The 23,860-nt window shown below is 57.4% G+C and carries 23 protein-coding genes and 1 other RNA gene; 4 read left to right on the top strand and 20 right to left on the bottom strand.

Annotated features, from left to right (window positions below):
- Window positions 1–4 precede the first annotated feature (4 nt).
- Window positions 5–670, bottom strand: a complete 666-nt coding sequence (locus BQ9843_RS02625) for a copper homeostasis protein CutC (RefSeq protein ID WP_326844821.1) — start codon at window positions 668–670, stop codon at window positions 5–7.
- A 124-nt stretch (window positions 671–794) separates the two neighbouring features.
- On the opposite strand from BQ9843_RS02625, the gene rnpB reads away from it, so the two are divergent.
- From rnpB to BQ9843_RS02605, 4 genes are all read left to right on the top strand, one after another.
- An RNA gene (gene rnpB, locus BQ9843_RS02620) (RNase P RNA component class A) lies at window positions 795–1,179 on the top strand.
- A gap of 147 nt (window positions 1,180–1,326) precedes the next feature.
- The gene (locus BQ9843_RS02615) at window positions 1,327–2,376 is read left to right on the top strand and encodes an inorganic phosphate transporter (protein ID WP_075843784.1); all 1,050 of its coding nucleotides are present in this window, start codon (window positions 1,327–1,329) and stop codon (window positions 2,374–2,376) included.
- 21 nt (window positions 2,377–2,397) lie between these two features.
- Complete coding sequence (locus BQ9843_RS02610) at window positions 2,398–3,021, top strand: DUF47 domain-containing protein (protein WP_075843783.1); 624 nt, start codon at window positions 2,398–2,400, stop codon at window positions 3,019–3,021.
- An 80-nt stretch (window positions 3,022–3,101) separates the two neighbouring features.
- Window positions 3,102–3,629 (top strand): nitroreductase family protein, encoded by a 528-nt coding sequence (locus BQ9843_RS02605; RefSeq protein WP_075843782.1) that lies wholly within the window; start codon window positions 3,102–3,104, stop codon window positions 3,627–3,629.
- A 185-nt stretch (window positions 3,630–3,814) separates the two neighbouring features.
- Here the strand turns inward: BQ9843_RS02605 and BQ9843_RS02600 are convergent, their stop codons facing one another.
- The 19 genes from BQ9843_RS02600 to BQ9843_RS02505 all read right to left on the bottom strand — a co-directional run bounded on the left by BQ9843_RS02600 (window position 3,815) and on the right by BQ9843_RS02505 (window position 23,788).
- The gene (locus BQ9843_RS02600) at window positions 3,815–4,498 is read right to left on the bottom strand and encodes a DivIVA domain-containing protein (protein WP_075843781.1); all 684 of its coding nucleotides are present in this window, start codon (window positions 4,496–4,498) and stop codon (window positions 3,815–3,817) included.
- Window positions 4,499–4,558: 60 nt separating this feature from the next.
- Window positions 4,559–4,828 carry a YggT family protein gene (locus BQ9843_RS02595; RefSeq protein ID WP_022386977.1) on the bottom strand — a complete coding sequence of 90 codons (270 nt, stop codon included), beginning with the start codon at window positions 4,826–4,828 and terminating at the stop codon, window positions 4,559–4,561.
- Between the two features lie 8 nt (window positions 4,829–4,836).
- The gene (locus BQ9843_RS02590; RefSeq protein WP_075843780.1) at window positions 4,837–5,583 is read right to left on the bottom strand and encodes a cell division protein SepF; all 747 of its coding nucleotides are present in this window, start codon (window positions 5,581–5,583) and stop codon (window positions 4,837–4,839) included.
- A 75-nt stretch (window positions 5,584–5,658) separates the two neighbouring features.
- Window positions 5,659–6,399: a YggS family pyridoxal phosphate-dependent enzyme gene (locus BQ9843_RS02585; protein WP_075844096.1), complete on the bottom strand. Its 741-nt coding sequence runs from the start codon at window positions 6,397–6,399 to the stop codon at window positions 5,659–5,661.
- A 134-nt stretch (window positions 6,400–6,533) separates the two neighbouring features.
- Window positions 6,534–7,409 (bottom strand): phosphate signaling complex PhoU family protein, encoded by an 876-nt coding sequence (locus BQ9843_RS02580; RefSeq protein ID WP_075843779.1) that lies wholly within the window; start codon window positions 7,407–7,409, stop codon window positions 6,534–6,536.
- Window positions 7,410–7,473: 64 nt separating this feature from the next.
- On the bottom strand, window positions 7,474–8,277 hold the full coding sequence (pstB, locus tag BQ9843_RS02575; RefSeq protein ID WP_022386981.1) for a phosphate ABC transporter ATP-binding protein PstB: 804 nt from the start codon (window positions 8,275–8,277) through the stop codon (window positions 7,474–7,476).
- A gap of 18 nt (window positions 8,278–8,295) precedes the next feature.
- Complete coding sequence (gene pstA / locus BQ9843_RS02570; RefSeq protein WP_083647890.1) at window positions 8,296–9,198, bottom strand: phosphate ABC transporter permease PstA; 903 nt, start codon at window positions 9,196–9,198, stop codon at window positions 8,296–8,298.
- A gap of 3 nt (window positions 9,199–9,201) precedes the next feature.
- On the bottom strand, window positions 9,202–10,116 hold the full coding sequence (pstC, locus tag BQ9843_RS02565) for a phosphate ABC transporter permease subunit PstC (protein ID WP_075843778.1): 915 nt from the start codon (window positions 10,114–10,116) through the stop codon (window positions 9,202–9,204).
- 4 nt (window positions 10,117–10,120) lie between these two features.
- Window positions 10,121–10,945, bottom strand: a complete 825-nt coding sequence (locus tag BQ9843_RS02560; protein ID WP_230205555.1) for a phosphate ABC transporter substrate-binding protein — start codon at window positions 10,943–10,945, stop codon at window positions 10,121–10,123.
- A gap of 14 nt (window positions 10,946–10,959) precedes the next feature.
- A complete protein-coding gene (locus tag BQ9843_RS02555) occupies window positions 10,960–11,763 on the bottom strand; it encodes a purine nucleoside phosphorylase YfiH/LACC1 family protein (protein WP_075843776.1) in 804 nt (267 codons plus the stop codon).
- A gap of 137 nt (window positions 11,764–11,900) precedes the next feature.
- Window positions 11,901–13,040 (bottom strand): cell division protein FtsZ, encoded by a 1,140-nt coding sequence (gene ftsZ / locus BQ9843_RS02550; RefSeq protein WP_022386986.1) that lies wholly within the window; start codon window positions 13,038–13,040, stop codon window positions 11,901–11,903.
- A 202-nt stretch (window positions 13,041–13,242) separates the two neighbouring features.
- A complete protein-coding gene (locus BQ9843_RS02545; protein WP_143327610.1) occupies window positions 13,243–14,445 on the bottom strand; it encodes a cell division protein FtsQ/DivIB in 1,203 nt (400 codons plus the stop codon).
- Between the two features lie 319 nt (window positions 14,446–14,764).
- Window positions 14,765–15,676, bottom strand: coding sequence for a UDP-N-acetylmuramate dehydrogenase (gene murB, locus BQ9843_RS02535; RefSeq protein WP_022386989.1), 912 nt, complete (start codon window positions 15,674–15,676; stop codon window positions 14,765–14,767).
- Between the two features lie 3 nt (window positions 15,677–15,679).
- Window positions 15,680–17,104: a UDP-N-acetylmuramate--L-alanine ligase gene (gene murC, locus BQ9843_RS02530; protein ID WP_075843773.1), complete on the bottom strand. Its 1,425-nt coding sequence runs from the start codon at window positions 17,102–17,104 to the stop codon at window positions 15,680–15,682.
- Between the two features lie 85 nt (window positions 17,105–17,189).
- Entirely contained in the window at window positions 17,190–18,311 is a 1,122-nt protein-coding gene (murG, locus tag BQ9843_RS02525; RefSeq protein WP_075843772.1) for an undecaprenyldiphospho-muramoylpentapeptide beta-N-acetylglucosaminyltransferase, read from the bottom strand.
- Window positions 18,301–19,896, bottom strand: coding sequence for an FtsW/RodA/SpoVE family cell cycle protein (locus BQ9843_RS02520; protein WP_143327609.1), 1,596 nt, complete (start codon window positions 19,894–19,896; stop codon window positions 18,301–18,303). The genes murG and BQ9843_RS02520 overlap by 11 nt, the downstream gene beginning before the upstream one ends.
- Window positions 19,897–19,904: 8 nt before the next feature.
- Entirely contained in the window at window positions 19,905–21,320 is a 1,416-nt protein-coding gene (gene murD / locus BQ9843_RS02515; protein WP_075843770.1) for a UDP-N-acetylmuramoyl-L-alanine--D-glutamate ligase, read from the bottom strand.
- Window positions 21,321–21,329: 9 nt separating this feature from the next.
- Window positions 21,330–22,361: a phospho-N-acetylmuramoyl-pentapeptide-transferase gene (gene mraY, locus BQ9843_RS02510; RefSeq protein ID WP_040220318.1), complete on the bottom strand. Its 1,032-nt coding sequence runs from the start codon at window positions 22,359–22,361 to the stop codon at window positions 21,330–21,332.
- A complete protein-coding gene (locus BQ9843_RS02505) occupies window positions 22,355–23,788 on the bottom strand; it encodes a UDP-N-acetylmuramoyl-tripeptide--D-alanyl-D-alanine ligase (RefSeq protein WP_075843769.1) in 1,434 nt (477 codons plus the stop codon). Before BQ9843_RS02505 ends, mraY begins: the two co-directional genes overlap by 7 nt.
- Between the last annotated feature and the right edge of the window lie 72 nt (window positions 23,789–23,860).

The raw sequence follows: 23,860 nt of genomic DNA, 5'->3' as shown, positions 1-23,860 counted from the left end.
ACGCCTACCCAAGCTTCACGATCTTGGTGCCATGCACCTCGGAGACGCCCACGGCACTCGCAACCTGCTCGGCATTGGCATAGGTGATGCCCGCGCCCGGGAGGATGATCAGACTGCCCGCAGCGTACTCGGCAAGCTCCTGCAGACGGGGGATGTTGTCATCGATGTTGGTGCCGGCAGGACCGCCATGAGTCAGGATGCGATCGACACCATGTTCGGAAAGCCAATCGATTGCATCGAACTGAAGCTCGGCGGGCATATCGTCAAAGGCCATGTGGAAGGTAATGCGCATGCCGCGCTCAGACTCGACCGTGGGAACATGTGCCATGGCGATCAGGCGCTCGAGTGCAGGGGTGTCCAACTCCCCCGCCTCGGTCAGACAGCCAAAGACCACGCCGGTGCTGCCCAGGCTGCGCGCTGCCTCGATATCGTCCAGCATCATCTCGACTTCTTCGTCAGAGTAGACAAAGTTACCACCGCGCGGGCGAATCATCGTCATCACGGCCACGCCATGAGACAAGGCGTACTCACAGGTGTGCGCGATCACGCCGTACGAAGGCGTGGTTCCACCCACAGCCAGATTGTCGCACAGCTCGATTCGCTTGGCGCCAGCATCGATTGCCTCGGCAACATGCTCGAAGTTCTCGGCACAGAATTCTTTGATCAACATGGGCGCATCGACCTTTCGTCTCGTATCAGCCATGCGCGAGCCCATAATCCATTTGTGCAAATGAAGTTGCGGCGCGCGTCGTATATCTGCATGCATTATAGCGTGTGCTACAATGCTTCCCTGCGAAGTGGGCCAGGCGATCGCGCGTACGCAGTCCCGTCAGGGGCATGTCGTCCGTGAGGAAAGTCCGGGCTCCGCAGGGCAGGATGCTGGCTAACGGCCAGGCGGGGTGACCCGACGGATTAGTGCCGCAGAAAAGAAGACTCCCACCTGCGCGCGCCTTGGCGCACGTAAAGGGAAAAGCTGAAACGGTGGTGTAAGAGACCACCAGCGTCGCGGTGACGCGGCGGCTTGGTAAACCCCATCCGGAGCAAACGCGAATAGGAACGCTATGGGCTGGCCCGGTCCGCGTTCGGGTTGCGTGCGACTGCTGCACCGCGCACCAAGGTGCGCGGGCAAAGATAAATGATCGTCCACGACAGAACCCGGCTTATCGGCCCACTTCGTCTTTCTCTTTCCCAAAACGCTTAAAACGCTTTACCAAATCGTCGATTGCCGAGAAAATAACTACGCCCGCAAACATCGACCGTGCGTCAGGGTCGTGTAACGGGTATCTTAGTTCACGTTTGTAGCGAAATTCGATTAAGGCGGACGTCATGGGAATCTCTCTTGCGTCTTTTCTCCAACAGGTAACCTCGAATCCTGTTTTGGCAATCACCGTTGTCCTTACGCTGGGCGTCATCTTCGTCAACGGCTGGACCGATGCCCCTAATGCCATCGCCACCTGCGTCACTACGCGGTGCATGCGCGTGCGATCGGCCATTATCATGAGCGCCATCTGCAACTTCTTTGGCGTTCTTATCATGACTCATATCAACGCGAGCGTAGCCTCGACCATCAGCAATATGGTCGACTTTGGCGGAGATACGACCATGGCGCTTGTAGCGCTGTGCGCAGCGCTCTTCTCCATTGTGGTCTATAGCGTGGGCGCCTCTATCTTCGGCATCCCCACCAGCGAAAGCCACAGCCTCATCGCCGGTCTCACCGGAGCCGCCATTGCCCTGGGAGGTGCCGGCGGCGTCAATATGAACGAATGGATCAAGGTCATCTATGGCTTGGTGATGAGCCTGCTCTTTGGCTTTGCGATTGGCTGGGCAACCGCAAAAGTGGTTACCGTTATTTGCGCAGGCCTCGACCGTCGGCGTACCGACACGTTCTTTAAGTACGCACAGATCTTTGGCGCCGCAACCATGAGTTTTATGCATGGCGCGCAAGACGGCCAGAAGTTTATCGGCGTGCTCTTCCTGGGCGTGGCATTTGCCTCTGGCCAGCCCGATGTTGCCGGAGCCATAATCCCCGTATGGCTTATGGTGCTTTGCAGTGCAACCATGGGCCTGGGCACGAGCGTGGGCGGCGAGAAGATCATCAAGTCCGTAGGCATGGACATGGTGAAACTCGAAAAATACCAGGGTTTTTCTGCCGACCTCTCCAGCTCGCTGTGCCTTTTGGTCATGACCGTGCTGGGCATTCCCGTATCGACCACGCACACCAAGACAAGTGCCATCATGGGCGTCGGTGCGGTCCGCCGTCTTTCCGCCATTAACTTTGGCGTCGTTAAAGACATGATGCTCACCTGGATTTTCACGTTCCCCGGATGCGGCATCATCAGCTACGCGATGGCGAAGCTCTTCATGTTCTTGTTCTAGACCGTCAGTTAAGGATTCATCATGGCTAAAAAGAACGATACGTTTTTCTTCGACAACTACCGCGCCTGCGCGGACCGCTCTTGTAAGGCAGCCGAGTTTCTCGCCAACATCATGAGCTCGTTTAACCCCGGTGAAATTCGCGGAAAGCTCGACGAGATGCACGCCATCGAGCAATCGGCCGACGAGCTGCGCCACCAGATGTCCGACGCCCTTGTCAAGGCGTTCATCACGCCAATGGAGCGCGAGGACATGGGGGCTCTAAGCAACCAGCTCGACGCGGTGACCGATCACGTCGAAGGCGTCCTTCATCGCCTGTACTTTGACAATATCCTTGAGATTCGCCCCGACGCACTCCAGATGGTCGATACCGTCGTGCGCGGCTGCAAGGAGATGCGCGCCCTGATGGACGAGCTTCCGCAGTTTAAGAAATCTAAGACCCTCCAGCAGCGCGTCATTGCCATCAACTCCATCGAGGAGGAAGCCGATGACTTGTATGTCCACGCGATGCGCGAGCTGCACACCACCTGCAGCGACCCCCTGCAGGTTATCGCATGGCGCGACGTCTACACGTTCCTGGAGCTCTGCGCCGACTCCCTTGAGCACGTCGCCGAAACCGTTGCGACGATTGCCATGAAAAACAGCTAAGGTGCCCCTCGGTTCATACGACTCCTATCGCGCTACAATTGAATGACGAATCATGTCGACGCTTCTTGAAAGGAATTGCCATGTCTTTTGAAGATCTTACGCGCGCTCGTTTCTCCTGCCGTCACTACGAAGACCGCCCTGTTGAAGATGACGTGCTCGCGCGCGTAATCGAAGCCGGACGAATTGCCCCTTCTGCCTGCAACAAACACCCGACGCGAATCAAGGTATGCACGAGCAAAGACGATCTTGCACGCGCCGCCCTCGCCTGCCCGCGTTTTGAGCGCAACGGCAGCATCTTTGGAGCCCCCGCGATCATCATTGCCTGCGCCGAGACCGAACGCGCCTGGGTTCGCAAGTACGACCAGATGAACTCAAGCGAGATCGACACCTCTATCGTTGTGGACCAGATGATGATGGCAGCAACAGAGCAGGGGCTGGGAACCTGCTGGGTTTGCGCATTTGACCCGCAGGTTATCAAAGAGCAGTTCGGCCTGCCTGCAGGCCTGCGCCCCGTAAGCATGCTCCCGCTTGGTTATCCCGCCGAGACAATCGCCGCACCCGAGGCACGCGAGGCTCGCTGCATCTCGCCCGAAGATTTCACCATCTAACAAAAAACCGCTCAGCACTTACATGCTGAGCGGCACCAACGACAATCTATTTATACCAGAGCGGCAAAAGCCCAGCTCAACGGTATCGGTAGACGGTCATTTTCCCAGTTAAACGGCAAACGGGGGTCTTTTCGGCAATTCGAAAAGACCCCCGTTTTGCGTGTCGTGAATACAAACTGTGATTGCTAGTCCAGATCGTCCATGCCAAAGTTGTCGATTGGAGCAAACGGATCGGCAACAGCAGCAGGCGCGGCGGCGGGAGCGGCGGGAGCCGGAGCGGCAACCGGGGCTGCAGGAGCAGCTGCCACGGGAGCAGCAGCAGAACCAGTAGGCGTGGAGCTCATAAGATCGCGCGGGAAGGAGTTTTGCGCCTCATCCATGAAGTGCTGAACGAGCTTCATGTACTCGTTCTTAAAGTCCTCACGGGAAGCCTTCAGACGATCGATTTCCTCAATCTCGTTTTGCTTCTCGGCGAGAGCCTGACGAATGACCTCGCGTGCCTTGGCGTCGGCCTCGTTCTTGATGCGCTCGGCATTCTCACGAGCCTCGCTAACGATGTTGTCGGCAGTCTGCTGGGCAGCGATAAGAGCGGCAGAAATCTGACGCTCGCTAGCGGTGTAATCGGGTGCAACGGGAGCAGGAGCGGGCGCGGGAGCCGGAGCGGCCTGAGCCTGTGCAAGCTGATTCTGTGCATCGGTAAGCTGCTGCTCGGTGGCGGTCAAACGATTCTTAAGGTCCACGATCTTGTTAAGCATCGCATCGACCTCAGCGGAAACCTGCTCCAGGAAAACATCGACCTCGCCGGGATCATAGCCGCGCTTAGCCTCGGAGAAAGTCTGGGCCTGAATATCAGCTGGTGTAATAGCCATCTAAAACATTCCTTTCATTCGCCATGCTCAAGATCGTCGTTGCCAAGAGCACTCGCGTCCTCACAAAATTATACTAATCAGCAAACGTTCCGCCACGGTCAACGCAAGAACTGCAATTACCGGAGAAAAATCGATACCCATCGTCGAAGGCATCATTTTCCGAAACAGGTTGAGATACGGATTGACCAGAGATCCAATCACGGCGGCGATGTCGGCAAGCAAGCCGTCCCGCTTCATGGGAATCCATGTGAGCAGGCACCAAATCACAATCAGCGTGCTGTAGAAGTTGACCAGGGTATTAATAAGATTAACGATGGTATAAGGATTCACGCACTCACCTAGCTCTTGAGATAGCCATCGGCGCGCAGCTTGGCCAGGTCGGAATCCTTAACCTCGCAGCCCTGGGGCAGCACCATGAACACACGGTCGCCCACCTCGCGCACGGAAGCACCCAGCCCGCAGGCAAAGCCATAGGAGAAGTCGAGCACACGCTTGGCAACTTCGGTGCGAACGCCCACGAACACCAGGGCAACGGGCTGCTTGGTGCGCACGCGACGAACCACGGTCTCGACATCGTCATAGCTCTCGGGACGCAAGACATAGGCCGGAAGCTGCGGCGTACCGTTAATCACAGCATCGACACGAGCCGCGGTCGCAGCCGCGGAGGACGTTTGAGCCGGTGCGGAAGGAGCAGCAGAATGCATGCCGCCCGCGTAGCTCGAAGGGGTGTCATAGGCACCCGGACGATATGCAACGGCATCCTGCGAGCGCGCGGGAGGATTATAGGTAGTTGCATGGCGATCGGCATCGCCAACAAGCTGACCGCTGCGCGTATACACAGCTACAGATTCAGCCTCGCCACGACGCGTCTGGCCAAGAACCCCGTTACTGGGCTCGTCATCATATCCATAGCTGCCCGACGAACCATAAGAGCCGGCGCCATAGGAATCATCTGGATAGCCGCCCTCTGGCGCATCATCATAATAGGCATCGTCGTAGCCCTCTTCTGCGCCGTAATCATCTTCGGGATATGCCCCCGCCTGGCCGAAGGGGAGCTTGTTCTTGAGTTCATCTAGAAAGCCCACGATGGTACCTTTCTGCCCGTAGTGCGATTGATGTATAGGTGGGTGTATGGTCAAACCACACGCATCAGCCTGTGGTTATTGTAGTGCAAAGGATGGGTTAAATGCCACCCTACCAAGGCGAATGAGGGTAGAGCCCTCTTCAATGGCTACGTCGAAATCCTCACTCATGCCGCACGAGAGTTCGCTGAGCGTCAAAGAGGGGTAGGCCCCCTCAAGCTCATCGCGAAGTTCGCGCAGGCCGGCGAAGGTCTTTGCAGCCACCTCTTTGCTACCCTGTGGGGCCATTGTCATAAGCCCACGAATGGAAATGCCAGAAAGCTCCATGAGATCCTCGATGCATGCGCGAAGGGCCTCGGGCGCAAACCCCGACTTCGACTCCTCGCCGCTCACATTAACCTCCAAAAGGACCTGCTGAGGAGCTAAAAACTCCCCCGCCTCCAAGCGACGAGAGGCGCGCTGGGATACCGCACGAGCCAGGTCGAGCGATTCGATAGAATGAATCATCTCGGCATGACCGAGTACGGCATTGATTTTATTCTTCTGCAAGTTGCCAATCATATCCAGACGGACCTGAGGCAAATCATCGATAGCATGCAAGCCCTCGAATTTACGTACGAGCTCCTGCGGGCGGTTCTCCCCCAGCAAGGTATAACCCGCGCGCACGGCATCGGCTGCGGCATCAATATCAACCGTCTTGGATACCGCCATGATCTTGACGTCCTCATGGGAGCGGCCAGCGTGGCCAAGCGCGATATCAACCCGCTCAAGAATCTCCTCGCGGCGACGACGCAGATCATCAAGATATGTCTGAGCCATGCTCATCATCCCGTCCACCTTAGGGTTTACGACTTTTTGCCATACTAACGCAAAGGCGCGGTACCGCTACGGGCACCGCGCCTAAATTCATAAACCTTGGTTTATTTGCATGCCAAGCGACAGAGAGCGAATGACTACTCTTCAGTAGCTACGACCTCGCCATCATCGGCATCGACTTCGTCGTCATCATTCAAAGACTCGATCAGATGGCGAAGCTGCTCACCCACCTCGTCCAAAGGAAGCTTGGCAACGTACTGTGCATCGGTCTTGGGGTCCAAAACAACGCCCTCGCCAGAAGGCACGCGCATGCTCTCCAGCTCGTCCTCATCGATATCAACAAGATCGGAGGCGGTCAGACGCTGACCGGTGAGCAGGAAGGTCAGACGGCACGCGGCATCGATAGAGATGGAAGCGGTGCGGTCCAGATAGCGCGAAACCATGATCGTGCGGCGCAGGTCATCATAGGAGCTATCGTCCGAGAGCTCGGGGGCGCTCATGCGATTGTACGTGCGGAAGAACTCTTCGTAGATTTGATGCACGGGCTCGTCTTGGTCGGAAAGGCCGCAAACGATGCTCATGTCGTTGTTCACAAGAGCAGAAATGGAAGAGCCCACAACGCGATAGACGCAATCGGCCTCGCGCAAAATAAGGTCATTGAGCTCGGCCGGGAGCTGGATGTCTGCCTTGACCTTATGCTTTGCCGCACGAGCGATCTGGCGCACCTTATCGGTCATGCGCTGCAAGTTGAAATCGATATAGATGATGGTCTGCAGCAAACGGAAGTCAGATGCCACCGGGCCCTGCGTCGCGATGAGGTTGTAGCACACGGCCTCAAGATTGGCGCAGCGCGCATCGATCTGGAGCGTCGCCTTCTTGGTCTTATTGGCGAGCTTCTTGTCGCTTGTCAAAAAAGCGGTGACGGCATCGTGGAGCGTTAGGTCGACGGCCTCGTAGATGGAAAGCATCTCGTGGCGCGCCTCGACGAGTTGACGCGAAAAGAGCTTGCGCATGGTTTTCTCCAATCAGACAGATGCGAGCATGTGCAACTCGCAAGAAACGGGCACCGGACGCGAATCAGCCAAAACGACCGGTGATGTAGTCTTCCGTGCGGCGATCCATGGGACTAGTAAAGATCGCGTCGGTTTGACCATACTCGATAAGTGTAGCAGGCTCGCCCGCAACTTCTTGTAAGAAGAATGCCGTGTAATCGGAGATTCGTGCCGCCTGCTGCATGCTATGCGTGACGATGATGATCGTCATCTCGGGCGCAAGCTCGGCCATCAGGTCCTCGACCTTCTGAACGGAGGTGGGATCGATGGCGGAGCAAGGCTCGTCCATCAGGAGAACGTCCGGCTGCACAGCCAGAACGCGAGCGATGCACAGTCGCTGCTGCTGGCCACCAGAGAGCGCCAAGCCGTCTTTCGAGAGCTGATTGGAGACCTCTTTCCATAGGTTGGCGCGCTTTAAGGACTCTTCGACGATATCGTCGAGGTCGCTTTTGCTAGTCACGCCCTGCAGTCGGGGGCCAAAAGCGACATTCTCGTAAATGGATTTAGGGAAGGGATTGGGCTGCTGGAAGATCATGCCCACACGACGACGCAAATCGACAGGATCCACGCCCGGAGCGTAGATGTTGTTGCCGTCCAGCGACATCGAGCCGCTCACGTGCGTCCCCTCGATCAGATCGTTCATGCGATTCATGCAACGCAGGAAGGTCGACTTGCCACAACCCGAAGGACCGATAAACGCGGTGATCTTGTTGCGGGCGATATTGACATCAAGGCCGGTGAGCGCATGGAAATCTCCGTACCAGAAGTCAAAATCCTTGGCGATAATGGCGCTCGACTCGGGCGTGGGCGCGGACTGATAGACAGACATGGGACTCCTTTGGGCGACTTATCGGCTTCGACGCGACAGATAGCGAGAGAACAGGTTGAACGCAAGAATGATGATCATCAGCAAAAGCGCGGTGCCATAGGCAGCGTTCATGTTGATGCCATCGTTGGCAAGCAGGTACAGGTGAACGGTCATGGGGCGACCGGAATCAAGCGGCGTGATAGGCATATTGATAGCCTGGCCCATGGTGTAGAGCACGACAGCGGTCTCTCCGATGGCGCGGCCGATGGCGAGCACGATGCCCGTAGCAATTCGGCCAAAGGCAGAAGGAAGCACGATCTTACTCACGACCTGCCACTTGGTAGCGCCCAAACCGTACGCACCCCAACGAATATAGCGCGGTACGGCGCGAATGGCCTCCTCGGTCGTACGCATGACGATGGGGAGCATAAGCAGAGCCAAGGACATAGCAGCGGAGAGCATGGAGAGACCCAGGCCCATAGCCTCAACGAAGAGCGCGTAGCCAAACAGGCCCATGACGATCGAGGGTACCGAAGCCAGGGCATCGGCTGCGTATCGAATGATATTGACCAAACGTCCCTGCTTGGCGTACTCGGCTAGATAGACGGCTGCAAGCACGGCGATAGGTGTGCAGATGAGCATGGCAAGCGCCGTGACGTAGATGGTGGAGACGATGGTGGGCCAGATACCGCCCTCGGCATTGACGCCCTCGGGCCAGCCAAAGATGAAGTCGGGCGAAATATGCGGCAAACCGTTGATCACCACGTAGGCGATGATAGCAACGAGCACCAGCGTCGTGATATAGGCTGCAGCACGGAAGACACCGAGCATCACCTTGTTGGAGGTGTCCTTTGAGATGCGGCCAGCCTTGCCGTGAGAAAGGGCGCGCTTGATGCGCTCGCGCGAGGTAAGTTCATCGGTCTGAGTGGATTGATCAGCCATGCTCTACCTCCTCTTTTTCGAAATCAAGCGCACGATACCCACGAGCGTGGCGGAAATAATGAACAGGACCACGCCCATGCCAAACAGAGCGGAACGATGAAGGCCGCTCGAATAGCTCATGTCAAGCGCAATCTGACTCGTGAGCGTAGAGATGGGGCTCGCGATGGAAGACGGGATAACGGGAGCGTTGCCCACCACCATAAGAACCGCCATGGTCTCGCCGATGGCACGGCCCATGCCAAGAACGATGGCGTCGACGATGCCGAGCTTGGCTGCAGGAAGGACGACCTTGTAAATGGTCTGCCACTTGGTGGCGCCCATGGCGTAGCTCGCCTCTCGAATGCCCATGGGGATGGAGTTCAAAGCATCCATGGTAAGCGTGGTAATCGTAGGCACGATCATGATGGCAAGAACAAACCACGCGGTGAGCGCGCCAAAACCCAGTCCGTCAGAAATCTGAGCCACGAACGGGCGGATAATCACCATGCCAAAGAAGCCATAGATAATCGAGGGAATACCTGCCAGCAGGTCAACTGCGGGGCTGATGATCTTGCGAACGCGATCGCTTGCAATCTCCACCAGGTACACTGCCGTTCCCACGCCAAGTGGCACGCCCATGACAAGCGCGCCAACAGTCACAAGGCCGGAGCCCGCAAGCAGCGAGACGATACCGTACTCGCCCTCGCTCGGAGCCCAGGTAAGGCTAAAAAAGTTGGCAAGCCCGATATCGGTAAAAACGGGGAATGCGCTGTACGTGGTGAACGCGAAGATCAAGATAACCGTCACAACCGCCAAAAACGCACAGGCGAAAAAAAGGTACCGGAGAGCTTTCTCCTTAACATACGTTGCATGCGAAACGAGTGCGAGCTCGCGTTTGGGAGCCGCACTGGGCGTCTCTTCCATGGTCTGGTCCTCCATGTGCTCACTCCCCCGCAGATTCGTCGTCGGTCACGGGGATAAAGCCCGCATCACGCACGATGGAATCCATCTTGTCGGAGGTCACGTAGTCGATATATGCTTGGGCCTCGGGGGTAGGCGTTCCCTTGACGTAAAAATACAAATCGCGGGAAATGGGGTAACCACCCGAGGCAATTGTCTTCTCGGAGGGCTCGACGTGGTTCACGCTAATGGCGCGCACGGCGGTCTCGGCGAACTTGGACTCGACAAAGCCAAGAGAAATGTAGCCGATGGCGCCCACGCTACGGCTCACGACATCGCGCACTTGGCCGGTGCCGGAAAGGACAGCGGCGCGACGATCAAAGAAGGCCCCGTCCATGACGATGGATTTGAAGGCCTCGCGCGTACCGGATGCCTCATCTCGGTTGACGAGCTGAATCGTTAGATCATCGCCGCCCACCTGACTCCAATTGGTGATCTTGCCGGCATAGATGTCGCGCAGCTGATCGGTCGAAAGATTCTGCACGGGATTATCAGTGTTGACGATCACGGCAATGCCGTCGTGAGCGATAACGATCTCGGTAAGGCCGAGCTTCTGCTCGTCGGCATTGACCTGACGCGAAGACGAGGCGATGTCGGCCGTGCCATTCGCGACGGCCTCGATGCCCGCAGAAGAACCCAGGCCACTCACCAGCACCGAGATGCCGGTCTCATCCTGGTAACCCTCGGCGGCAGACTCGGCGATGGGCAGGCAGGTGGTAGAACCCGCCACAGTAATCTGTTTAGACGAAGAGCTGGATGTCTGGCAACCGGTAAGCGGAAGCATCAGGCCAGCGGCTACGCATGCCAAAAAGGAACGTCGACTTACCGCATAAGAGCCAGGGCAGCATGACGGCCGCACATTCCCTGCTCTTTGCGATACGAGTAAAACCTCTCGTTGAGGCTCATGGTCGAGAGACGTGTATCGTGAATCCCGCACAGAGGAACTCCCACTTCTACAAGGGACTGTTCAATGGCGCGTGCAAGGTCAAGCTTGCGCGACGCAGATTCTTTAATGCTATCAAATTGTAAAGCGAATGTATGCAGCAAATCAGACGATACCTCGTATTCATCTCCAAGAATATGCGGTCCGATATACGCATGGACTTGCTCAATGGGCACGCATGTCGCCCCAGAAAGGACACGAGCAGCAGATGCGGCGATGCGCGCATACGTGCCGCGCCAGCCGGAGTGAACCACCGCAAAGCCTCCGGGGCAGGTCAGGATAACCGGTACGCAATCGGCAAAGCAAAGCATGACGGGCACCTGCGCCTGTGTGCAAACGATGGCATCGGCCCCTGTGGCAATGCGGGCGCGCACAGAGTCGAGAACGGATGCATCGGCAGAATCGACTACGACGACATTGTCTCCATGAACTTGATTGGGCACTAGCAAGCGATCGAGATAGGCCTCCCCTCCCAAAGCCTCAAGTGCACGACGACGGTTCTCGGCAACCGCCAGCGGATCGTCGCCAACATGGGTTCCCAAATTCAGGGAGGCGTACGGAGACGCAGAGACGCCACCGGTGCGCTCGGTAAACCCAAATGCGATACCGCGCTCTTCACCGCCTACAACCGTCACGCCGTTATTTGTCAGACGCTCAAGCTTAACTGGCTGTCCGCACGCCATGTCATACTCCCTTCGAGAGATGCGATCACCCTAAAGAGGAGACCGATTGAAATAAATGCAGAACAGGGGGTGCGGAATATCGCATCCGCACCCCCTGTGGTTCAAACTATCCCGCAGGAAACATCCTGCAAAAGCTGTTAGAAATTGCCGCGCTTCAAGAAATCGGGCAGCTCAAACTGCTCGTTGCCAAAGTTGGGAAGCTCAGAGCCGCCCACGTTGCGCGTTGCTGCGGGGGCAGCATGCGCCGGCGTGGAAACATCGCTTGCAGACTTCGAGGCAGAAGACTGGGTCTGGCCAAACAGCTGATCTTGACGGTTGACGTTGGCATCGCTAAAGCCAGTGGCGATAACGGTGATGCGAACCTGATCGCCCAGGGATTCGTCGACAACGGTACCGAAGATGATGTTGGCCTCGGGGTCGACAGCGTTGGCCACAAGGTCGGCAGCGTCGTTGATCTCCTGGATGCCCAGGTCCTTGGAGCCGGCGATGGAAAGAAGCACGCGCGTGGCGCCATCGATGGAGCTCTCGAGCAGACGGCTGGAAATGGCCTGCTGAGCAGCGTCCACGGCGCGGGTGTCGCCAGATGCGGTGCCAATGCCCATCATGGCGGTACCAGCCTGCTTCATGATGGTCTTGACGTCAGCGAAGTCCAGGTTAATGATGCCCGGGACGGTGATGAGGTCCGTGATGCCCTGGGTACCCTGAGAAAGCACGCCATCGGCAGTAGCGAATGCCTCAAGCATCGTGGTCTTCTTCTCGGCGATGTCGAGCAGCTTGTCGTTAGGAATAACGATCATGGTGTCAACGCACTCGGAAAGCGTCTTGATGCCCTCTTCGGCAGAAGACTTGCGCTTGCGGCCCTCGAAGGTGAAGGGCTTGGTCACAACAGCGACGGTAAGCGCGCCAACTTCGTTCATAGCGATATCGGCAACGATGGGAGCAGCGCCGGTACCGGTGCCACCGCCCTCGCCGCACGTAATGAACACCATGTCGGCGCCGGCGAGCGCCTCGGAGATATCGTCGCGGCTCTCGTCCGCTGCCTTACGGCCAACCTCGGGGTTCGCGCCTGCGCCCAGACCACGGGTAAGGTCGGTTCCGATGTGAACCTTGATGTCAGCATCGGAAATAGCCAATGCCTGCGCGTCGGTGTTGATAGCGACGAACTCGACGCCGCGAATGCCCTCTTCGATCATGCGGTTGACGGCGTTGGTGCCACCGCCACCTACACCCACCACCTTGATGACGGCAAGATAATTATTGATCTCGTTCTCGTGCATTTGACGGTCCTCCGAACAGTGGGTAAGGCGCTTTGCGTTTATACGACGTTAACCCTCAAGTAGAGATTAAATGTCGAGGTAAACCATGGTATGTTTGCACATTGAGGGCAAATAAGTCAAACCCCCGTAATCAAAAATATGGATTTCGCAGGTAAACGGCTATGCCGCTCACGGAACTCAAGCTCAGGCGCTCGCGCGCCCCCTACAGATCGACCGAACGATATGTGTAGGCGTCGGGCGTTCTCACATTAATATAGGTAACCCCCTTCTGCTCCTCCAAAAGCTTGGTCACGATGCGTTCCTTCTTTTGAATGTCGTCGGCATCGCCCAAGGAAACCTCAACGCCGTTGTCGAGGTTGCAGGCAAGAGCCTGAACCGAGGGGACCGAGAAACTTTTGACCTGCGCCAGGAAATCAGGCGAGAAACCCGCGATGTACTTGAGCGCCGCAGCCAAGCCCTCCCCCTTTACCTTCGAGCCGCTCAAAGGCGAAACATCGGTACCCATATTGGTGAGAAGCACGGCATTGAGCTGTTGCGCCACCGCGCGAGCGGCATCCTCGCCCGAAAGCAGGGTTACGCCATCGGCAGTTTTGACGGGCTCCTGGTCATCTTTTGCATCCGCAGCGTCTGCCTGGGCATCGGACACATCGCTACTGTCAGAATCATCCATCGAATCGGAGGAGACGTCCTGGCTATCGTCGGAGGCGTCCTCCGACGAGGAATCGTCCGTTTGGTCGTCGGCTGCTGACGCAGCAAGTCCCGTTGCATCTACCACGTTGCCATCGGCATCAAGGCCCACGGCAAGCGAAACGGGTGCGATCCAGGTATCGTCATCTCCGATGGCCCAAGCCACATTATCGGCAGAGATATAGGCAACGGCCACGACCTTGCGCTCGGTAGGCGTGATGATGAGCTTATGGGGGAACCCGCGCTTTACATCCACGCCCTTCACCCAAGGACTCTTTTTAAGGCTCTGGACAATCGCATCGCTATCGACATTGAGCAACGTCGTGTCGTCGGGGAGGTCGATAAGCTTTTGAGCGGTCTCCTTCGAAATATGTTCCGAACCGTTGATCTCGATATCCGTGGCGGCAAAGAGGCTCGACTTGAACAGAATGGTCCCAACGATAAAAAGAACCACGGCCACGGCAGCGGCGGCGCTTGCAACAAGACGAGCTGAAGAGGACAGCTGCGGCAGATGAATTGAAGATGCGACAGAACGAATAGCGCCGAGAACCGGGTTTTTCCGCTTTGTATTGTCCTGAGAAAGTGAACCGGTGGAGCGGCGGTCGGGCATTTTGAGTCTCGAGGAAGATTGTGGGCGAGCCGCCACGCCACGACCGATAGGTGTCATCTGCGAGCGCGAAGCAGGACGCTGCGGACGCACGGGAGGTGTAGGCGACATGGTGCGGCGAAGGGAAACGTTTCCGCGACGCGCAAGGCTCGCCGTCCGCCGCGCGGGCGGTTGGGTGTGTGGACGAGACGACGGGCGACTGGCACTCGGACGCGCCGAAGTCGGACGCGCAAGCTGACGGCTGGCGCTCGATTGACGCGGTATCGGACGCGCCCCCTGAGGACGCGAGGACGGACGAGGCCGCTTGGCTATGGGCTGTGACGGACGAGCCTGATGAGGGCGCCCTGTGGAACGAGAAGACGAAGGCCCCAACGAAGACGTGCGAGAACGAGAAGACGGCTTTACGGCACGACGAGGCGTCGGCTTCCCATTAGAAGCCGAGGAATTTGACTTCCGGCTGTAGCTCGACGCCATACGTTTCCTTAACCTTCGCGTGCACGTGCTGAATCACGGACAGAACATCTTTGGCCGTTGCCGACCCATTGTTGACAATAAAGTTAGCGTGAACGGGAGAAACCTCCGCGCCCCCAACCGAAAAACCCTTCAATCCACAGTCGTCAATCATAGCGCCGACACTTTTATCGGACGGATTACGAAAAACAGAACCACACGAAGCCTTACCGATAGGCTGCGAGCGACGTCGACGCCCCAGATAGCGCTCCATACGCTCGCGGATGTCATCTTTTTTACCAGGCTTCAAAACGAGGGTTGCCTCAAGAACGATCTCGGAACCGGGAAGACCCGTCTCGCGATAGCCCCAATAGATATCGTCATGATCGTAATAGCGCAAGCCCTCGCCCGGAACATACGTGACAAGGGACTCGACCAGCTGGCCAATCCATTCGCGTCGAGTGCCCGCGTTCATAGAGACGGCACCGCCCACGGTACCGGGAATACCCACAGTGAACTCCAAGCCCGAAAGCCCACGCGACATCATTTCGTTGACAAGGCGCGAGAGCACAGTCGCCGCGCCCACCGTGACGTGAACGCCGTCTTCGGCGATAACAGTGCGCTGGAACTCACGACCCAAAACGATCACAGCCCCCTGGTATCCGTCATCGGAAACGAGGATATTCGATCCCCTTCCCAAAAGGACCCAGGGAATCTGCTCGCGCGAGAGCACTTCAACCGCACGCCGCAAACCATGGTAGCTCTGGCAAGTTATGAACAGCGAGGCAGGACCACCTACACGGTAGGTGGTATGGCGCGACATGCGCTCGTCCTCGATGATATCGATGTCCGCGGCACCCGAAAGCGCCATGATGGCGTTGAACAGGCCCATAGCCTACTGCTCGTCCTTGGACTGCTCCTGAGCATGCTCAAGATACTCCGGACCCACCGCGGTAACGTCGCCCGCACCCATAGTGATCAACAGGTCGCCCTCATGCGCGTTCTCGTCGATGAGCTTCATGAGCGCCGGACGGTCGGGAGCATAGAATACGGGCTTTCCAGGATGACGCTCAGCGATCAGGTCTGCGAGCATCTTGGAGGTAGCGCCGGGGATGGGCATCTCGCCCGCCGAGAATACGTCAATCAGGATAACGGTATCGGCATCGGCGAAGGCATCGGCAAAATCGCTGGCAAGCGCCTGCAAACGCGAATAGCGATGCGGCTGAAATACCACAACAACATGCTTGAAGTCGAGCGTCTTTGCGGCCTTGAGTGTAGCGCCCACCTCGGTGGGATGGTGACCGTAATCATCGACCACGCAAACGCCGCGCATATCGCCCACGTGTGTGAAACGGCGACGAACGCCATCGAACGTGGAGAGCGAAGCTGCCGCAGCATCGACATCGAGGCCGAGCACGGAAGCAACGATGAGGGATGCGCACGCGTTGAGCATATTGTGACGGCCCGGATTGTTCTTGATGGAAACACGACGCTGCGCGCCATCCACGGTAGCGACAAAGCTGCCGCCAAGCGCATGCGTACAGGCATCGGGCTTGACCACGACGTCGTTCTCGTTGGCAAAACCATAGGTAATGACATGCAATCCTGTGCTATGAGCGAGCTCGGCTAGACGCGGGGAGTCGCCGCAAACGATGATGGTTCCATCCTCGCCCACGAGCTTCATGAACTTGACGAACGTAGCCTCGATCTCTTCGAGAGAGCCGTAGTGATCAAGATGATCAGCCTCAACGTTGGTAACAACCACCACATTGGGGTCGAGATACAAAAACGAGCTGTCGGATTCATCGGCCTCGCATACAAAATACTCACTCGAGCCATTGCGACCGTTGGTGTCATAGCCCTCGACGATACCTCCGATCAAGAAGCTGGGGTCAAGACCCATGCGGTCGAGCATCGTGGCGCACATGGAAGACGTAGTCGTCTTGCCATGGGTGCCCGCAACGGCAACCGTCGTATGGCCATGGCCCAAGGCAGAAAGCATCTTTGCGCGGGGCCAAACGGGAATACCCAATTCACGAGCACGAATCAGCTCGGGATTTGACTCGGGAATAGCCGTGGAGACAACCACGACATCGGGCTGTACCTCATCGATGGTCTTGGCATCATGGCCCACGTGGATATCGACGCCGGCGCGCGTGAGCTGGCGAATATAACGAGAGGTCTTAAGATCGGAACCCGTCACGACAAAGCCACGCTCGTGCAGCACGAGGGCGATACCGCTCATACCAGCGCCGCCAATCCCGATAAAGTGGGCGCGCTTAAACGTCGGCTCGCTGGATGCATTCTGGATATCTGCCATAGGTCCATCTACTCCTTGCAGCGAATAAACAATCTTCAACCTGTTTACTGTACCGCAACTCGTCCAGACAGACCAAAGCGATGCGTTATCTGCGCAATCCCTCTATGGCATCAGCAAGAGTCGAAGCGGCCCGATCTTGCGCAAGTCCGCGCGCTGCGTCGTGCATATCTGCGCGGCGAGCAGGATCATCCAGCAGCTCAAGCACGGTGTGTTTGAAGTCTTCGCCATCAATATCGGCATCGGCAAACATAACGGCGGCGTTCGCATCAACCAGGAAGCGAGCGTTGGTCGTTTGATGATCGGCCGTAGCAAGCGGGTACGGCACGAGCACAGAAGGAACGGCCAGAGCCGCGATTTCGGCGACGCTCGAGGCGCCGGAGCGGGAAAGAACAAGGTCTGCCGCACTCAGCATATCGCCCATATTGTCGATATAGGGCATCAAGCGATATCGATGCTTATCGGTTTCGGTAAGGGCAAGCGCTGCCGCCGTGTCATCATAGCCGTCCGCACCGGTAGAATGAACCACATAGAGGTTCTCGCGTGCCAGGAGTTCAGACTTAAGCGAAGCCATGCGCTCGTTGAGATGCTTGGCGCCAAGCGAGCCGCCAAAGACCAAAAGCACCGTAGCATCGCGCGGAATATCCAACGCCTCGCGCCCACGTGCCCGCTCGCCGGCAAGCACGGAAGCGCGCACGGGATTGCCCGTGAACTCGATACGCTTCGCACCCGCGTGCTCAAAAATGGAGCGCACGCTTGGCTGAGCGATCGCAACAAGGCTTGCGATCTTTGCTGACTGTTTATTGGCAAGGCCGGGAACGGAATTCTGCTCGTGCAGGACCACAGGAATACCGAGTTTAGCCGCTGCCCGCACCAAAGGAAGCTCGACATAGGCGCCAAAGCCAATCGCCACATCGGGCTTGAGAGCAGGATTCTCCTTGAAGGTGCGCACCAGGCGACGCTCCTCGCGCGAAAGATGTGCGAGAGCAGTGATAAGCGTCCAGGGGCGCGCACGGTCAAAGCCAGTCACCTCCACCGGAAAGAAGTCGAATCCGGCCTCGGGAACCAATTTGCCCTCGAGACGACGCGTCTCGCCAAAGAAACGAACATCGTGCCCGCGTGAGGCGAGTTCGTCTGCCAGGGCAAGCGCGGGATTGACATGGCCGGCGGTGCCGCCGGCGGCAATTGCAATCGACATCTTATCGGTCATAACGATCCCTTCTGTAATCCGACCTGCGACGCGGCTGTCTGTCACGCCCATCGCCGCGCAGGCGATCGGTGGGGTCGGCGTTCAAATCAACTCGATTCCATCCTCCATTAGTGCGAGGAGAAGGTCTTCTTGAGCAGGAGCTCTGCGATCGAGCGGCACGGGCGCGAGGCTCCTGGGCGCTCTTTCCGTCCATCACCGTAAATCCCGCTCGCTCATTCGACACCGCACGGCCAGAACGCGTGCGAACGCGGCCCGCAGTACTCACACCGATATGATCGGAAACGTCTTCATCTTCGTCCATAACGGCAAAGCTACGACGACGAGCATCGTAGACGGTGCGAGCGTTGCTCTCGACGGATACGCGAATAATCAAGCCGGCCAAAATGAGGGAGGATATCATCGACGATCCGCCATAGCTGATAAAGGGCATTGTCTTTCCCGACATGGGAATGATGTTCAAAACGCCCGCAGCGTTGATAAAGAACTGAAGCGCGAGCATAAGGGCAGACCCCTGCGCAATCATACGTCCTTTGAGATCAGGTGCCTGGCGGCCAATCTGGAACGCAGCGTAGATGAGCACAGCAAAGACAGCTAAGAACAGCATGGTGCCCACAAAGCCAAGCTCTTCGCCGATGATCGAGAAAATATAGTCGTTATGGGCCTCGGGCAGATAACTGTATTTCATCGTAGAGTTGCCGATGCCGCGCCCGAACAGACCGCCCGAGGTAAACGCCATGATGGCGAGTGTGGCTTGAAAACCACTGCCATATTTATCGAGCCAAGGGTCGGATTGCACCAAGAAGCGCTCAAGTCGGTACGGAGTAAGCACAGTCATGCCCACCAAAAGAATCACGATAAAGCCGACAGCGCCCCAAACCACCTTCCATGAAAGGCCGCAGAGAAAAAGCATCGCGAACACCGTGGCAAAAATAATCATGAACGTGCCCGTGTCCGGCTCAAACAGGATGAGCAGCGCGGGAACACCAACAACAAACGCAAGCTGCTTCAAAAGGCCGTTGGAATCGATCTGTTCTTTATCGTAAAAAACGTCCAGCACACCCGCGACCATGATGATGATCAAGGGCTTGATGAACTCAGAGGGCTGAAACAGGAAACCTGCAAAAAGCCTGATCCAGCGCCTCGCGCCGCCGGCGCCAGCACCAACAAACAGGACCAGTAGAAGGACGAACGTAAGGGTGCCCCAAACGGCTTTCGCTAACGTTTTTGTAGCGAAATCCCATGGAATCGCGCGAAACGAGATGAGTGCGCACAGCACAGAACCTACAGCAGCGAAGCCGAACTGTCGTTTAAAGAAATACAAAGCATCGCCTTGCTCGGACAGGGCCTCGACCGAAGATGCGGAGAAAACCATAAGCAAACCAAAGGCGACAAGTGCCACAAGGCAAGCAATGAACACAAGGCGTGGACGCATAATGCGGGCAGGAACGCCCGCGATTAGCTTATCGCCCCAGGAAGAATGCTCGGGAGAGGCATCGCGCGTCACGCGGTCGCCCTTATGACGCTTCACAGCGTCTCGGGCACGCACCGCCGATCCGTCGCGCATGCCAGCGTTAGTTTCTCGCACGCTCTCCCCTAGCCCTCGATAGCGGCGGTATCGGCCGCGCGAAGCTCGTCGAGATAAGATTTGAATGCGCGCCCGCGCTCTTCGTAACCAGAGAACTCGTCAAACGAAGAGCAAGCGGGAGAGAACAGCACAACATCGCCAGCATGGGCAAGTGTACGAGCAACGTCAACGGCATCGCGCATATGCTCCGCGCGCGCAAGCGTCACGCCGCTGCCCTTTGCGCCGGCAAACTCAAGCGCGTGCTCGAAGCGCTCGGCAGCCTCGCCAAAGCAAACAACAGCAACGACGTGCTGACACACGATACGCGAAAAATCCTCCAGGGGAGTTCCCTTGTCGTGACCGCCCAAAAGCAAGATCACGCGGTCGCGAGGGAATGCCGTGAGGGCCTTTTCGACTGCGTCGGTGTTGGTTGCCTTTGAATCGTTGTAAAAGCGAACGCCCGCGATAGAGCCTGCGGGCTCGATACGATGCTCGAGCGGCGCAAAGCTCACAAGCCCCCCGCGCACAGAAGCCGCAGAAGCGCCGCAAGCGAGGGCTGCCGCCGCCGCGGCCAATGCGTTGATAACATTGTGGTGACCGGCGATCTTCAAGTCCGCCGTGGAAACCAGCTCGTTTTCCACGCCCGCCAGGCGCACGACCATACGACCATCGCGCACAAAGGCAGCGTCATCGGCGCCGCTGTCCTCGCAGGAGAGCGAAAGCACGCGTCGACCGGGCTTGAAAATCTCGTCGCGATGGGCCATGTTGCCCTCGTCCTCGACATCGACGATAGCCAGATCGCACTCGTCCATATTCTGGAACAAGCGGATCTTCGCTTCGGCATAGTTTTCGTGCGTACGGTGCCATGCCAGATGGTCGTCCGTGATATTGAGCAGAATCGCTACACGCGGATGAAGCTCCTTTGTGGTGGCAATCTGATAGCTCGAAAGCTCGGCGCAAAACCAGGAGTCACCTGCGCGGCCATCGACCTCGTTAATAGGAGGGTTGCCAATATTGCCAACGGCAACGCTGGGGATATCGGCAAAACGAAGCAGATGGTCGACAAGCGACGTAGTGGTGGTCTTACCGTTGGTCCCTGTCACCGCACACCAGTTGCTCGGCGAAAGACGGAAGGCAAACTCGGGCTCGCCCATAATTTCGTTCGAATGAGCACGACCGGCGGCAAAGAAATCGCTAAATTCAGAAATACCGGGGCTGGAAACGCAGATGTCGTATGCACCCTCGACGTCCTCGGTGCCAAAAACAAAGCGAGCGCCCGCACGCTCAAGCTCGCGAGTGCGATTGTTGGGCTGCGCTTTTGCTCCACCGTACATGGTTACGCCAGATACACGGTCGCCCAGATGGGAACATGCCCACTGGACAACATCGAGACCCGAAGAGCCCTGGCCTAAGACCAGAAGAGAGAACGTCTGCGGCAATGGCATAAGAAATCACTATCCCAGCTGAAAGAAAAGAGCAAGACCGAGCGCGCCAAAGGCGGCGGCCACGATCCAAAAACGAATGACAACCTTGGTCTCCGCCCAGCCCTTCTGCTCAAAATGATGATGAATGGGAGCCATGAGGAATACGCGCTTCTTGGTGAAGTGGTAGCTCACGACCTGAATCATGACAGAAAGTGCCTCGACGATGAAAAGACCACCGATAATGAGCGAAGACACCTCGGTATTGGTGACAATGCCCATGCAGGCAAAGCCGGTGCCCAAAGCAAGAGAACCGGTATCGCCCATAAAGATACTCGCTGGATAGCAGTTAAACCAAAGGAAGCCAAGGCATCCGCCCGCAGCAGCAGCGCCAAAGATAGCAAGGTTGGAATCACCGCAAAGAAACGCGATGGCAGCCATAATGAGCAAGGCGATCATCGACGTGCCGCCGGCGAGTCCGTCCAGGCCATCCGTAAGGTTGACGGCGTTGGAGAAACCGGCGATCAATAGCCAAGTAAAAACGACAAAAAGCCAGGGCACGGTAAATGGCGTACCCGCCACGTCAAACGTCGTAGAGAGCACGGAAAGATCGATGGCAAAGCCGCCCGGGAAACGCACCTCGGCGGGAACTCCGCAAAAATTGACGGCACCCAAGCAAAAGATGATGCAGATCAGGGTAAGGCCAAACATCTTGGCACGCGGCGTCAAGCCAAGCGAGCGTCCGTGCGTTACCGACGTGAGGTCATCAATCAGGCCGAGCACACCAGTGGCAACCGTAGCGATAAGCACAAGCAGCATCTCAGTCGTGTGCTTTGCCATGATCAAGCAGGTGAGCACGATAGCGATGAGAATCACCACGCCGCCCATGGTGGGCGTTCCCTGCTTGACGAGGTGGCGCTTGGGGCCATCGGCGCGAACCTGCTGACCGATGCTTTCGTACTTGAGAATCTTGATCCACAGGGGCATGAGGACAATCGTGATAAGAGCAGCGATGCCCAGAGCCAAGAAAGCCTGATACGTGGGGTAAGATGCGTTGCCTAGCATGCGCAGACCTCCTCAACAAAACGGTCGAGTCCAACGGCGCGAGAGCCTTTGGCAAGAACCAAGTCGGACGCGCAGAATGACGAGGAGAAGCGCTCGATAAGCTGATCGGTATCGCTCACGATGAAGATCTGATCGTCGGGCATTCCCATGAGCTTTGCAGCGGCAGCCATCGCAGCGGCGGCTTCGCCGCCAACGCATACGAGCGTCGAAAGCTTCTTAGCGGCGGCATAGGCGCCCGTCAGGGCATGAAGGCGCTCCGTGTCGTCGCCAAGCTCGCCCATCTCGCCCAAAATGGCAATGCGAGCGCCCTCGCACGGCAAGGAGCACAGCAGGTCAAGGGCAGCTGCCATCGACTCGGGGGCAGCATTGTAGGTGTCGTCGATGACGCGAGCACCGCAGGCGGCACGGCGAACTTCCTGACGGCGACCGGTGATCTGCAGAGACGTCAAGACCGAATCGATTTCCTTGGCGCTCACACCCAAACGGTGAGCAATGGAAGCAGCATATACAACATTGATAACAGCCTGCGCGCCGGGAAGGGCCACATGGGTGTCCAGGGAAGTGCCATCGGCAAAGGTGAGCGTGAAATAGGGCTGTCCCTCGTCGCTCACGCGAACATCGCTCACACGCACGTCGTCGCTAGCGGCCGAGCCGCACAGAAGCACATCGACACCGGCAGGATCGGCAAATCCCTCGCGGATAAACGGGGTGAAATCGTCCTCGCCATTCATGACCAGAAGAGGCTTCTCGCCTTCACGCGCAGGCATCATGCCAGAGATTATCTCAGCCTTTGCGCGCGCGATGTTCTCGCGGCTGCCAAGCATGCCGATATGCGACGTGCCTACCTTGGTGATCACTGCGTAAGCCGGGCGGGCGCATGCCGTAAGACGAGCAATCTCGCCCGTAGCGTTCATGCCCATCTCGAGCACAAGCATCTCGGTATCGGCAGGTGCCGCAAGAATCGTCAAGGGCATACCGATAAGATTATTGAAGTTGCCACTCGTCACATGGACACGATAACGGCAGGCAAGCATCTTTGACAACGAGTCCTTCGTGGTGGTTTTGCCGATGGAACCCGTCACGCCAATAACGGTGGCATTGAGGTCCATGCGGTAGTGGTGCGCCAGAGAAAGCAGGAACTCCATCGGGTCTTCGCAGGTAAACAGCGCGCAACCATGCTCGTTTGCAAGGTCAATCAAATCCGACGCGGGCTCGATCGTAAGAACGACAGCTCCGGCGCCGGCCTCGATGGCCGCAGGCGCAAACGAATTTCCGTCTACGCGCTCGCCCGAGAAGGCGACGAAGATCGAATCGGGCTGAACCTGGCGCGAATCGATAACGCACCCTTTGCAAATGCGATTCTCGTCACCGGACTTGCGCTGCACATCGCACACGCGCTCAATGTCCTTGACTGCGATTTCTATCATGCATGCTCCTTTGCGAGCCGATATTCCAGCCGATTATTGTACCGTTGCCATGCACCTTTGTGGTGCAGGCCC

Source organism: Collinsella bouchesdurhonensis (genome assembly GCF_900155365.1).
Taxonomy (GTDB): Bacteria; Actinomycetota; Coriobacteriia; order Coriobacteriales; family Coriobacteriaceae; genus Collinsella; species Collinsella bouchesdurhonensis.
This window is presented reverse-complemented; position numbering and strand designations above follow the sequence as displayed.